This is a genomic window from Nocardiopsis aegyptia (assembly GCF_013410755.1).
Taxonomy (GTDB): domain Bacteria; phylum Actinomycetota; class Actinomycetes; order Streptosporangiales; family Streptosporangiaceae; genus Nocardiopsis; species Nocardiopsis aegyptia.
This window is the reverse complement of the sequence record NZ_JACCFS010000001.1, coordinates 4415112-4428315: the sequence shown is the minus strand read 5'-3', so window position 1 is coordinate 4428315 and position 13204 is coordinate 4415112. Positions and strand designations below refer to the sequence as shown.

Below are 13204 nucleotides of genomic sequence, written 5' to 3'. Positions count from 1 at the left end.
CATGGCCGTCTACACCCCGAAGCGGTCCGACCACGACCGCGCCGCCGTGCGCGAGGTCCTGGACCGCGCACGCGCGGCGGGCCGCACAGCGCTCACCGCGCCGGAGGGCCTGACACTCGCCCAGGCCTACGGCATCCCCGTTCCGGGGGAGGCGCTGGCGACCTCCCCCGAGGAGGCCGCGGCCCTGGCCCAGGAGCTGGGCCTGCCCGTGGTCGCCAAGATCGTCTCCCCCGACATCCTCCACAAGACCGACGCCGGCGGCGTCGAGGTCGGCCTGGACAGCGCCGAGGCGGTGACCGCGGCCTACGAGCGCATCGTGGCCAACGCCCGCGCCTACGACGCCGACGCGCAGATCGACGGCGTGCAGATCCAGCAGATGGTGGGCGGCGGCCTGGAGGTGCTCATCGGCGCCACCACCGACCCCACGTTCGGCAAGGTCGTGGTGTTCGGCCTCGGCGGCGTGCTGGTGGAGGTCCTCAAGGACGTGTCCTTCCGGCTGGCGCCGCTGACCCGTGAGGAGGCGCTGTCCCAGATCGGCGACATCCGCACGGCCGAGGTGCTCGACGGAGTGCGCGGAGCCCCGGCGGTGGACCGCGAGGCGCTGGCCGACATCCTGGTACGGCTCTCCGACCTGGTCGCGGACTTCCCCGAGATCGCCGAGGCCGACCTCAACCCCGTGTTCGCGTCCGAGGACGGCGCGATCGCCGCCGACCTGCGCTTCGTCCTGGACTTCGAGCCCGCCGAGGGCCCGCGCACGTTCTCCCGCGAGGAGATCCTGGCGTCGATGGAGCGCATCTTCAAGCCGCGCTCGATCGCGATCATCGGCGCCTCCAACGAGGCGGGCAAGATCGGCAACTCCGTCATCCGCAACATCGTCGACGGCGGGTACGAGGGCGAGATCCACCCGGTCAACCCCAAGGCGCCCGAGGTCTACGGCCGGACGGCCTACGCCTCGATCGCCGACGTCCCCGGCGACGTGGACGTGGCCGTGTTCGCCATCCCCGCCAAGTTCGTGGCCAAGGCCCTGGAGGACGCCGGCCGCAAGGGCGTGGCGGGCGCGATCCTCATCCCCTCCGGTTTCGCCGAGACCGGTGAGCACGAGCTCCAGGCGGAGGTCCTGGAGGTGGCCCGCCGACACGGTGTACGCCTGCTGGGTCCCAACATCTACGGCTACTACTACACGCCGGAGAAGCTCTCGGCGACCTTCTGCACCCCCTACGACGTGGCCGGGGGGACCGCGCTGACCTCCCAGTCCGGGGGCATCGGCATGGCGATCCTCGGCTACAGCCGCAGCACCCGCACGGGGGTGTCGGCGATCGTCGGCGTCGGCAACAAGGCCGACATCGACGAGGACGACCTGCTCACCTTCTTCGGGCAGGACGACAACACCAACGCCGTGGCCATGCACCTGGAGGACCTCAAGGACGGCCGGGCCTTCGTCGCGGCGGCCCGCGAGGTCGTGCCGAAGAAGCCGGTCATCGTGCTCAAGGCGGGGCGCACCTCCGCCGGCGCCCGCGCCGCGGGTTCGCACACCGGTGCGCTCGCGGGCGACGACAAGGTCTACGACGACATCCTGCGCCAGGCGGGCGTGGTCCGGGCCCCGGGCCTGACCGAGCTGCTGGAGTACGGCCGGGCACTGCCCGTCATGGCCGCCCCGACCGGTGAGAACATCGTCATCATCACCGGGGCGGGCGGTTCGGGCGTGCTGCTGTCCGACGCCGTCGTGGACAACGGGATGTCGCTGTACGAGATCCCGCCGGACCTGGACGAGGCCTTCCGCGCCTTCATCCCGCCGTTCGGCGCCGCCGGGAACCCGGTGGACATCACCGGAGGGGAGCCGCCCTCCACCTACGAGAAGACCATCCGCCTGGGCCTGGAGGACCCCCGGGTGCACTCCCTGGTCCTGGGCTACTGGCACACCATCGTCACCCCGCCGCTGGTCTTCGCCGACGTCGTGATCGACGTGGCGACCAAGGCCCGCGCGGCGGGTATCGACAAGCCGATCGTGGCCTCGCTCTCGGGTGACACCGAGGTGGAGGCCGCCAGCGCCAAGCTGTTCGAGCACGGGATCGTCGCCTACCCCTACACCACCGAGATGCCGGTGAAGGTGCTGGGCGCGAAGTACCGCTGGGCCCGAGCCGCCGGACTGCTCTGACCGGGTGGGGGCCTCGACCGGAGCGCCCCCACGTGTCGGAGCTCGACCCACGATGGGCCGGGGAGCACGCGAAGCCGCCGTGTGCTCCCCTGGCCACCCGTCACCGTCCGTACCACCGGGAGCCGCCCTGGTGTTCAACGAGAGGAGAGCGTGTCCCTGGGGGCTGCAGGGGGCAGTGAAACACACATGTAACAAGTAGACGAGGGAGTCTCCCGATGACCCCACCCCCCAATCCCTCCGAAAGTGCGGGCGGCGAACCCCCGGTCGAAACGGCCAGCGACCGCCCCCACGTCCCCGCTCAGCGACAGGCGCCTCCTCCCGAGGCGGACATGGGCTCCGCGACCCCCACGGCCGACGCGGCGGCCGCTCCCCAGGAGGAGGAGCGCTTCTGGAAGGCCGGCCGGCTGGAGCCGATGCCGATCCGACGCCTGCCCAAGGCGCCGCCCTCCATCCACATCCTCGGTCCCACCGTGTTCCTCGTCGCGCTCGGCGTGGGCATGGGCGAGTCCTACATGTGGCCCAGGCTCGTCCTGGTCTTCGGCCCGGAGATCCGCTGGCTCTTCCTGGTCGGTGTCTCCCTCCAGGCCGTGGTCATGCTGGAGATGTCCCGCTACGCCATGGCGACGGGCGAGAGCATCTTCTACGGCGCCGCGCGGGTCTTCAAGCCACTGATGTGGTTCTTCTTCCTCACAGCCATCCTGGTCTACATCTGGCCGGGCCACCTCTCCGCGGGCGCCTCGGCGTTCGAACGGGTGACCGGCATCCCCTGGCAGTTGACCGCGGTCTCGGGGATGCTCCTCGTCGGCGTGGTCTTCACCTTCGCCAAGGTCATCTACAACCTGCTGGAGAACGTGCTCTCGATCTGTATCGGCCTGCTGGTGGTCGGTACGGCGGTGGTCGCGTCGATGGTGGGCAACCTGTCGGACCTGACGTCCACGATCTCCGGGATGTTCGCGTTCGGCTACTTCCCGGCCGAAGCCACGACGGCCGCCTGGTTCCCGATCATCGTCGGCTCCATCGCCTTCGCCGGCCCGTCGGGCATGCAGCAGATGTGGTACACGCTGCACCTGCGCGACAAGGGCGCGGGCATGGGCGCGCACATGCCCAAGATCAGCGGGCTGCGGCACTCCGGTGAGCAGGAGGTCATGCCCTCGCGCGGCTTCATGTTCGACACCTCCGACCCCGAGGAGATGGAGAAGTGGAAGGGCTGGCGGCGCTGGGTCACCTTCGACGCCCTGGTCCTGTTCTGGGGTATCACGATGCTGGTGACCATCTCGTTCACCGTGCTCGCGCAGTCCGCGGCCCGGTTCGACCCGAACGTGGCCCAGCTGATCCGCGACGGTGACCGGGACGCCTCCCTGGACGCGATGGCCGCCTCCTTCTCTGCGGCGGGCAGCCCGATCCTGGGAACGGTCTTCTTCTGCTTCATCGCGCTCATCGGACTGAACGCCACGCTGGGCCTGTTCGACTCGTTCTCCCGCGGTCAGGCCGACATGACGTTCAACTTCGTGCCGGGCGCCAAGAAGATCGGGATGTCGAAGCTGTACGCGATGTTCCTCTGGGGACTGATCACGTTCGGCATCATCATCCTGCTCTTCGGACCCGCGGACGGCCCGGCGTCCATCCTCGACATCCTCGCCTTCCTGTCGTCGTTCGCCATGGGCGCCTACTGCGTGGTGCTGCTGCTGGTCAACAACATCACGCTGCCCAAGCCGATCCGGCCGGGGATCCTCTCGAACGCGATCATCGCGTTCGCGGCGATCTTCTACCTCGGCGCCCTGTTCTACTCGCTCGCCGCCTTCGGGGTGGTGCTCGACTAATGGCCGCTTCACTCACCCTCCCGGGGGGCCAGGGCCTGCGCGACAACGCGGAGGTCGCGGTCCCCGGGGCGGCCATCGGCCTGCTGGCCGGACTGTTCGCCATGGCGGTGGGCATGATGGCCGGCCTCGCGCCGGCGGTCACGGTCACCATCGCCGCGGGACTGGGCGTGCCGTTGGCCCTGTTCGGCGCCGGGTACTGTGTCCTCTTGGCACGAGGGGTCTTCGGCATCGGCGCGGTGGCTCCCCTGGCCCTGTACTGGTTCGTCGGGTTCCCCCTCTCCCGGCTGATCGACTCCTACGCCGTCGCCGCGGTGCTCGGAAGCGACACCGTGCTCGACGAACCGCTACTGTCCTTTCTCGCACTGCAGGCGATGCTGAGCTTCGGCTTCACCATCGGTTTCCTGTGGCTGCACGAGCGGATCGCGCCGCGATGGCTGCTGCGCGTGCGCGACCACAACGCCGTGGCCGCGGATCTGGTCGAGCGCTACATGGAGCACGCAGCCCACCTCAACCAGCGTCGCGGGGCCCGTGGCCCCCGTCGGAAGCCCTCGAAGAACAACTCCTGACAGTCACCGTGGTGCCAGCGGAGTGGCCTCGCCGCCACTCCGCCGGCACCACTGTGCCCGCACGAGCACATGGAGATAGACAACGTGGACATCCAACCGTGGGTCTGGGCCGTCACGATCACGGTCCTGCTGGCCGTCATCGCGGTCGACTTCGTCATCATCGCGCGCAGACCCCATGAGCCATCGATGCGGGAGGCCGCCACCTGGATCGGCGTCTACGTCTCCCTCGCCGTCGCCTTCGGTATCGGCCTCGGTTTCCTGAGCACGCCGGCCCAGAGCCTGGACTTCTTCACCGGCTGGATCGTCGAGTACTCGATGAGTGTCGACAACCTCTTCGTCTTCATCCTGATCCTGGGGTCGTTCGCGGTCCCGGCCAAGCACCGCCAGCGGGTCCTGCTGGTGGGCATCGCGCTCGCCCTACTGTTCCGCGGCCTGTTCATCGCGCTGGGCGCGGCGGTCGTGAACGCCTTCGCCGGCGTGTTCTTCCTCTTCGGCGCCTTCCTGCTGTACACGGCGTGGAAGCTGATCACCGAGTCGGGCGACGACGACGAGGAGTACAAGGAGAACGCGGTGGTCCGGATGGTCCGCCGGTTCCTGCCGACCACCGACAAGTTCCACGAGGCGAAGCTGACCGTGCGCATCGACGGCAAGCGCGTGGTCACGCCGATGCTGATGGTGATGATCGCCGTCGGCCTCACCGACATCCTGTTCGCGCTCGACTCGATCCCCGCCATCTTCGGCATCACCCAGGAGCCCTACCTGGTCTTCACCGCCAACGCCTTCGCGCTGATGGGGCTGCGCCAGCTGTACTTCCTCATCGGCGGCCTGCTGACCAAGCTCGTGCACCTGAACAAGGGCCTGTCCGTGATCCTGGGCTTCATCGGACTGAAGCTCATCCTGCACGCCCTGCACGAGACCACCGACTGGCACGTGCCCGAGATCGGCACCCTGACGTCCCTGTTCGTCATCCTGGCCACGCTCGCCATCACGACCGTGACCAGCCTGATGAGCGCCAAGGCCACCGCCGCGAAGGAGGCCGCGGCCGCCGAGGCCGAAGCCGACGGCGCGGCCGAGAAGGCCGGCGCCACCGCCTCGCACGGACGACCGGAAGACGACGACGAGGTCCCCACGCGCGTGGGCGGGTGACCCGCGCGGAGCGGTCGCGCGTGCGCGACCGCGAACGCGAGCGGCCCCCGGCGGATCGTTCCGCCGGGGGCCGCTCGCGTTCCGCTAGGACTCGAAACTTTCGGAAGTTATTCCGAAAACAGGGGTTGACTTCCGGCGCGCCATCCCGCAGATTCAACGGCAAGGGCGACGACGCCCCGACTTGTTAGCGCTAACACCCCCCGAGCGCCGGAGGTAGAACCATGCCCGCACCGAGTATGTCCACGAGCGCGCCGCCCCCGCCGTGGCCAGGACGGCTCCTGCGTGCCGTCATCGCCTGCGTGATCGCCCTGGCGGTCGGCGGCGCCGGTTCCGCGCTGCTGCCGACGCCCGCCACCGCGGCCACGGTCGACACCGACGCGTGGTACGTGCTGGTCAACCGGGACAGCGGCAAGGCGTTGGACGTGTACAACCTGGCCACCGACGACGGGGCCCGGATCACCCAGTGGACCCGCAACGACCAGCACCAGCAGCAGTGGCGGTTCGTCGACTCCGGCGACGGCTACTACCGGGTGCAGTCACGCCACTCGGACAAGGTGCTGGACGTCCACAACTGGTCGACCGCCAACGGCGCGGGCATCGTCCAGTGGACCGACCACGACCAGGCCAACCAGCAGTTCCGGTTGGAGGACTCGCCCGGCGGCTACGTGCGGCTGGTCAACCGGCACAGCGGCAAGGTCGTCGAGGTCCAGGGCGGCTCGAACGCCGACGGCGCGAACGTCGTGCAGTACGACGACTGGGGCGGCGGCAACCAGCAGTGGCAGCTCGTCCGCGTCGACGACGGCGGACCGGACGACTCGTGCGCTCTTCCGTCGACCTACGACTGGACGTCGACCGGCCCGCTGGCGCAGCCGGACCCGGGGTGGGTCTCGCTCAAGGACTTCACCCACGCCCCCTACGACGGCGGGCACCTCGTCTACGGCACGACCCACGACACGGGAGACTCCTGGGGCTCGATGAACTTCGACGTGTTCGACGACTGGTCCGGCATGTCCTCGGCCGACCAGAACCCGATGCCCTTCTCCGCCGTCGCGCCGTCGCTGTTCTACTTCGCCCCCGGTGACGTCTGGGTGCTCGCCTACCAGTGGGGCGGGCCCGCCTTCTCCTACCGGACCTCGACCGATCCCACCGACGTCAACAGCTGGTCGGCGCCGCGGACGCTGTTCGACGGAAGCATCGGCGACTCCGGCACCGGACCCATCGACCAGGCGCTCATCGGCGACGACACGGACATGTACCTGTTCTTCGCCGGGGACAACGGCAGGATCTACCGGGCGAGCATGCCCATCGGTGACTTCCCGGGCAGCTTCGGCTCGACCTCGACCACCATCATGTCCGACACCACCAACAACCTGTTCGAAGCGGTTCAGGTCTACCGCGTCCAGGGCCAGGACCAGTACCTCATGATCGTCGAGGCGATCGGGGCGCAGGGCGACCGGTACTTCCGCTCGTTCACGGCCTCCAGCCTGGACGGTACGTGGACGCCGCAGGCCGCCACCGAGGGCAACCCCTTCGCGGGCCAGGCCAACAGCGGCGCCACCTGGACCGACGACATCAGTCACGGCGAGCTGATCCGCACCGACCCCGACCAGACCATGACCGTCGACCCCTGCGACATGCGGTTCCTCTACCAGGGACGCGACCCCGGCTCCGACGGCACCGACTACGGCCACCTGCCCTACCGTCCCGGCCTGCTGACCCTCCAGCGCTGACCGGAAGCGCCGGCCCGTGTCCCGTGGAGACCCCCACGGGACACGGGCCCGGCTGCCGACAGGGTCGACCGCCTCACCAGCCGCCGAGCCCGGTCCGGTCGTCCGGGTACGGGGAGTCGGCGCGCGAGGCGGAGGCCAGGCGCGAGGCGGCCTCGTCGGCCTCGCGCACGTGGGCGCGTATCGCTTCCTCGGCCGCGCGCAGCGCGTGGTCCCCGGCGAGACCGTGCGCCAGCTCGCCGGACGGCCCGCCGGCCGCGTGCGCGATCAGGTCGTCGTAGGCGTCACCGCCCACCGACAGGCGGGACAGCTGCTCCCACTCCTTGAGGGCCGTGAGCGCCGCGTTCACCGGGCGCAGGTAGTCCTCGATCCGCTCCAGGCGCCGGTCCACAACGCGCTCGGCCGCTCCCACGGCCGCCTCCCGCGAGCGCAGGGCCGCTCGGACCCGGTCGGATGCGGCGTCCGCCCGCAGGCCTTCGACCTCCTCGGTGAGGGGAGCGATGCGGGCCAGGTCGCGGGCCACGAGCCACTCCTCCTCCCGCAGGACGGTGAGCGCCGACCGTCCGTCGAAGTCCGGGACCACGCGCTGGGCCGCTTCGACCCTCCGACAGGCGTTCTGGACACGGCGCAGCCTGCCTCGCGCCATGTACCCGAGGTCCCTCGGGTCGACGAACCGGTCCCGTGGCACAACGAACTCGACCCACTTACCGAGCACCACGAAGAGGCCGTAGCGCAGGCCGTGCACGAAGATGAAGGGGAAGAAGGCCCCTCCCATGGCGCTCAGCCCCAGGCCCCACAGCGACCAGAAGATCCCACCGCCCAGGGCAGCCAGTTCTCCCTTGATCCCCTTCTCCGACAGGTGCAGCGGAACGTAGGGGAAGAGCAGCAGGAATCCCACCGCCACGGAGAGCAGGGTCATGTCCAGGACGAAGTCGCACAGGGCCATCAGGAACAGTGCGACCGCGAAGGGGACCGCGCCCATGAGCAGGCGCTCCCGCCGCGTCTCGCGCACGAACGGCGGCGCACCGGGCGGTTCCACCCGCACGTGGACGGTCTGCTCCCGCAGTCCCGGGTGCCCTGCCATGGGCAGCGTCGGATCGAACACGGGGAACACGTCGTCGTACTTCTTCAGTTCCATCGGGGGACCACGGGCCTTCCCAGCCGCCGCGCGCCCTGGGCGGAGCGCGCGTCGCAGCTTGGACGCCGCCGGCGCCCCGACGGTTGCCTTCGAGTGTCCGCGCCCGGGGACGGACCGGGCGCGGACACGGGGCCGGCCGCCCGGAGCGGGGACGCGGGCGGCCGGCGGCTGGTGGACCCGTGGGGTCAGCCGGTGAGAAGGGTCAGGTTCCACTGCTCCAGGATCGGGTTGACCGGCTGGAAGTACGTGGTTCCGCCGGAGGAGCAGTTGCCGGATCCGCCGGAGGTCACGCCCTGCGCCTGGGTACCGCTCACCCAGGAGCCTCCGGAGTCGCCGCCCTCGGCGCACGCGGTGGTGCGGGTGAGGCCGTTGACGATGTCACCGCCGTAGTTGACGCTCTGGTCCTTGGCCTGGATGGTGCCGCAGTGCCAGCCGGTGGTCTGTCCCGAGCGGCAGACCGCGCCGCCGACCGGGGTCTCCTGCGAGCCGGTGACCGTCACGGTGCCGCCCGCGTGGTCGTCGACCAGCGGGGTCGGGGTGTGGCCGCCGCCCGAGCGCACCCAGGCCGCGTCCTGGCCGGGGAAGACCGACTCGGCGACCGTGCCGAGCTGGTCCGGGCCGCCCACCTGGAGCCAGGTGGACGATCCCGCCGTCCCGCAGTGCCCGGCGGTGACGTAGCCGCCCTCCACACCGAAGCCGACGGAGCAGACGAACCAGTCGGAGCCCTGCTGGAAGTAGTACGGGGTGCCGCCGACGATGTCGGCGTAGGTGCGGGGCTCCTCCGTGCCCTCCTCGACAGTGAAGGTGTCTACGTCCAGGCCCGCCTCGGCGGCCAGCGCCTCGGCGTCCTCGGCCGCGCCCTCGGCGGCCTCGATGACGACGGTGTCCAGTTCGGGGTCGGCGTACCAGCCGTGGACGCCGTCGGACGCGGCCTCCTCGGCGCCGTTGAGCGCCTCGACGGCCTCGTCCAGTTCCGGAGCGCCGTGCTCGACGCGCTCGGGGACGGCACCGGCCTCGCGCACGGCGTCGTCCGCGGACGGGTCCGTGACGCGAACGGTGAGCTCGTGGGTCTCGGTGTCGAAGACGGCTCCGCCGAAGTCGGCGCCGAGCTCGTCACGCAGCTCGGCCTCCAGCTCCGCGGCCTCGGCCTGGGCGTCGAGGAGATCGGTGACACCGGACTCGGAGAGACCGAAGGCCTCCTGCATCGCGGCCATCTGGTCGGGGTCGAGTGCGGGGGTTCCGGCTGGTTCGGCCGATGCCGTGGTGACGGAGGCCAGGACCAGTCCGGAGGCGAGTGCGGCGGTGGCCGCGAGTCGCCCGAGAGGGGGAATCGACAACGTCTGCCCTTTCTAGCGGGGGTGTCAAGGCAGAGGGCACACACGTACCCCAGGGGGACGGCTCCTGGGTTGTGGGGACCCTGAGCCATCTTTCGCCCACACGGTGTGAACGTCGAGCAAAAGTAAAGGATCTGTTCGTAGGGGGCAATAGCCGAACACTCTCCGCGTTCGGCGCGATTCTCCACGGACTCCGACGTGGGCTCACCACGGAGCGGGGCCGCACGACTCCTCTACGCCCGGGTAACAAGAAGAGGAGCGCACCCGGCCGCGCGGCGCGTTTAGCACAGGCGCGAGAGCGGCGGAAGGGATACACGATGGCCGGAAGCGGCCATTAGTCATCACATTGCGTGACGGCCCAGGTGGGCCCGCCCGGCCCCCGCCGCCCCGGGTCGGCCGGCCGCCTCCGGCACACGACACGACCGCCCCGCCCCCGGGGGAGGGGGCGGGGCGGTCACGGCCGTCCGGCCGGGCTCAGTGGAGCAGCTTGAGGCCGACGAGGCCCCCGACGACGAACATCAGGCACAGCATCTTGGCGAGGCTGAAGCCCTCGCCCAGGAAGAGCATGCCCACCAGCGCGGTCCCGACCACGCCGACGCCGACCCACACCGCGTACCCGGTGCCGACCGGGATCGTCCGCAGCGCGTAGGCGAGTCCGCCCATGCTGAGCACGAGGGACACCACGAAGACCACCGACGGCCACAGCCGCGTGAATCCACGGGTCGAGTCGAGCGCGACGGCCCAGACGGTCTCCAGCAGACCGGAGATGATCAGGACGAGCCATGCCATGGGAATCGGACCTCCGCCGACGTAGGTGCACGTACGCGCCGTCTTGTCCTACCGGGTACGGCGCACCTCGTCCGGGGTCGCGTCAGCGCCCTCCGCCCCTGGCCCACCAGGGCCCTGGAGCGGTCCGGCTCCGCGGCCGGTCGTACGGTACAACGCCCCGATCCCGCGGGACGTTCCGGGCGGAGCGGTCGGACGGATCACCACGGACCACCGCTCGCCGACCGCTCACCGCACGACGCGACCGTTCACCGCGCGCTGGGCGACCACTCGGCGACATCACTCCGCGTTCGGCGCGCATCCCCGCGCATCCCCTCCACGCACGAAGTGTTGCTCCTTACAGTTCCGAGTAACGCAGGTCACATCACCGAACGACCCACGAGACCACCCTCTCCGCCAATCCCCCCGGAGGATTCGCACCATGACGGACGACAGGAAGAACCAGGGCTCCGACCCGCCGGTTCCCGACGAGACGATCAACGCGGACTACATCGCGATGCACAGCGACCCGCGCTTCCTCGCTCTCAAGCGGAGCCTCTACTCGTTCATCTTCCCGATGAGCATCGCCTTCTTGGCGTGGTACCTGCTCTACGTGTTGATGTCCGCGTTCGGTCGCGACTTCATGGGCACCGTCCTCTTCGGCAACATCAACGTCGCGCTGGTCTTCGGCATCCTCCAGTTCGCGTCCACCTTCGGCATCGCCATCCTCTACACGCGCTACGCCCGCAAGAAGCTGGACGCCCAGGCGACCGAGCTGCGCGAGGAGCTCGTCAAGAGTGACGCCCGTGCCCAGCGACAGAACACGGAGGGCACGCGATGATGCTCGCACAGGAGGCCGTCAACGAGAGCGGCCGTCTGGTCACCCTCGTCCTCTTCGGCCTGATGGTCGCGGCGACCCTCGGTATCACCGTCTGGGCCAGCCGCCGCAGCTACTCCGCCGCCGACTTCCACTCCGGTGGCCGCGGGTTCTCCCCGCTCCAGAACGGCCTGGCCATCGGCAGTGACTACATGTCCGCCGCGTCGTTCCTCGGTATCGCCGGGCTCATCGCCCTGGCCGGCTATGACGGCTTCCTCTACTCCATCGGGTTCCTGGTGGCGTGGCTGGTCGCCCTGTTGCTCGTCGCCGAGCTGCTGCGCAACTCCGGCCGCTACACCATGGGCGACGTGCTGTCCTACCGGATGCAGCAGCGACCGGTCCGCACCGCCGCCGCCGTCTCCACGCTGACCGTGTCGATCTTCTACCTGCTCGCGCAGATGGTCGGCGCCGGCGCTCTCATCGCCCTGCTCCTGGGCATCCAGGAGGGCCAGACCTTCCTGGGCATGGACGCCGACACCGCCAAGATCGTCGGCATCGTCGTCGTCGGCCTGCTGATGACGGTCTACGTCACCATCGGCGGCATGAAGGGCACCACCTGGGTGCAGATCGTCAAGGCCGTCATCCTGATGTCGGGCGCGGCGCTGCTGACGGTGCTCACTCTGTCCCTGTACGGCTTCAACCTCGGCGCCCTGATGAGCGACGCCGCCGAGGCCAGCGGCCAGGGCGCGGCCTTCCTGGAGCCCGGCCTGCGCTACGGCATCGAGGTCGCCGGCGACCCGGTGCAGACCATGTGGAACAAGCTCGACCTCGTCAGCCTCGGCATGGCGCTGGTCCTGGGCACCGCGGGCCTGCCGCACATCCTCATCCGCTTCTACACGGTGCCCGACTCGCAGAGCGCCCGGAAGTCGGTCAATTGGGGCATCGGCCTCATCGGCACCTTCTACCTGATGACGCTGGTGCTGGGCTTCGGCGCCGCGGCCCTGGTGGGACGCGAGGCCATCACCGCCCAGAACGCGGCGGGCAACACGGCCGCCCCGCAGCTGGCGGAGACGGTCGGACAGGCGGTCGGCGGCAACCTCGCCGGCTCGGTCCTGCTCGCCCTGATCGCCTCGGCCGCCTTCGCGGCCATCCTGTCCACGGTGGCCGGCCTGGTCATCGCGTCCTCGTCCTCCCTCGCGCACGACTTCTACAACTCGGTCCTGCGCAAGGGCAAGGCTCCCGGACGCGAGGAGGTCCGGGTCGCCAAGCTCTCCGCCCTGGGCATCGGCGCGGTCGCGATCGTCCTGGCGATCTTCGCGCAGAGCCTCAACGTCGCCTTCCTGGTGGCGCTGGCCTTCGCGATCGCCGCCTCGGCCAACCTGCCGACCCTGCTGCTCAGCCTCTTCTGGAAGCGGTTCAACACGGCCGGTGCCGTGGCCGGTATCTACGGCGGTCTGATCAGCGCCGTCGGCCTGGTGTTCTTCTCGCCGGTCGTGTCCGGCCGCGAGACGGCGCTCATCCCGACCGCCGACTTCGCCTGGTTCCCGATGCCGAACCCGGCCCTGGTGTCGGTGCCGCTGGGCCTGCTCTGCGCGGTCGTCGGAACGTTCATGTCCAAGGAGCGCGACTTCGACAAGTTCGCGATGCTCCAGGTCCGGGCGCTCACCGGCGCCGGTGCGGAGAAGGCCTCCGACCACTAGCCCCACCAGAGAACCGGGTCGGCCATGAGGGCCGGT

General features: G+C 70.0%; 10 protein-coding genes and 1 riboswitch. Of the genes, 7 read left to right on the top strand and 3 right to left on the bottom strand.

All coding sequences use genetic code 11. The features are described from left to right. The first annotated feature begins 1 nt into the window (after position 1). The 5 genes from HNR10_RS19785 (at position 2) to HNR10_RS19765 (ending at position 7417) form a co-directional block, all read left to right on the top strand. Positions 2-2155: an acetate--CoA ligase family protein gene (locus tag HNR10_RS19785; RefSeq protein WP_179825756.1), complete on the top strand. Its 2154-nt coding sequence runs from the start codon at positions 2-4 to the stop codon at positions 2153-2155. Positions 2156-2484: 329 nt separating this feature from the next. Then, on the top strand, positions 2485-3975 hold the full coding sequence (locus tag HNR10_RS19780; RefSeq protein ID WP_246406321.1) for an Nramp family divalent metal transporter: 1491 nt from the start codon (positions 2485-2487) through the stop codon (positions 3973-3975). Further along, entirely contained in the window at positions 3975-4541 is a 567-nt protein-coding gene (locus tag HNR10_RS19775; protein WP_179825741.1) for a hypothetical protein, read from the top strand. Before HNR10_RS19780 ends, HNR10_RS19775 begins: the two co-directional genes overlap by 1 nt. Before the next feature lie 84 nt (positions 4542-4625). Next, positions 4626-5687: a TerC family protein gene (locus HNR10_RS19770; RefSeq protein ID WP_179825739.1), complete on the top strand. Its 1062-nt coding sequence runs from the start codon at positions 4626-4628 to the stop codon at positions 5685-5687. A gap of 302 nt (positions 5688-5989) precedes the next feature. Then, positions 5990-7417 carry a non-reducing end alpha-L-arabinofuranosidase family hydrolase gene (locus tag HNR10_RS19765; RefSeq protein ID WP_312889507.1) on the top strand — a complete coding sequence of 476 codons (1428 nt, stop codon included), beginning with the start codon at positions 5990-5992 and terminating at the stop codon, positions 7415-7417. Positions 7418-7490: 73 nt separating this feature from the next. On the opposite strand, the gene HNR10_RS19760 is transcribed toward HNR10_RS19765, so the two are convergent. The 3 genes from HNR10_RS19760 to HNR10_RS19750 form a co-directional block, all read right to left on the bottom strand. Beyond that, positions 7491-8552, bottom strand: a complete 1062-nt coding sequence (locus HNR10_RS19760; protein WP_179825737.1) for a hypothetical protein — start codon at positions 8550-8552, stop codon at positions 7491-7493. Between the two features lie 185 nt (positions 8553-8737). Then, on the bottom strand, positions 8738-9889 hold the full coding sequence (locus HNR10_RS19755; protein WP_246406317.1) for a S1 family peptidase: 1152 nt from the start codon (positions 9887-9889) through the stop codon (positions 8738-8740). A 471-nt stretch (positions 9890-10360) separates the two neighbouring features. After that, positions 10361-10675, bottom strand: coding sequence for an SMR family transporter (locus HNR10_RS19750; protein WP_179825735.1), 315 nt, complete (start codon positions 10673-10675; stop codon positions 10361-10363). A gap of 32 nt (positions 10676-10707) precedes the next feature. Continuing rightward, positions 10708-10770: riboswitch (guanidine-III (ykkC-III) riboswitch) on the bottom strand. 323 nt (positions 10771-11093) lie between these two features. Here HNR10_RS19750 and HNR10_RS19745 point away from each other — a divergent pair. Both HNR10_RS19745 and HNR10_RS19740 read left to right on the top strand, forming a co-directional pair. Next, on the top strand, positions 11094-11492 hold the full coding sequence (locus tag HNR10_RS19745; protein WP_179825734.1) for a DUF485 domain-containing protein: 399 nt from the start codon (positions 11094-11096) through the stop codon (positions 11490-11492). After that, positions 11489-13168 carry a solute symporter family protein gene (locus tag HNR10_RS19740; RefSeq protein ID WP_179825732.1) on the top strand — a complete coding sequence of 560 codons (1680 nt, stop codon included), beginning with the start codon at positions 11489-11491 and terminating at the stop codon, positions 13166-13168. Before HNR10_RS19745 ends, HNR10_RS19740 begins: the two co-directional genes overlap by 4 nt. Positions 13169-13204: the final 36 nt, after the last annotated feature.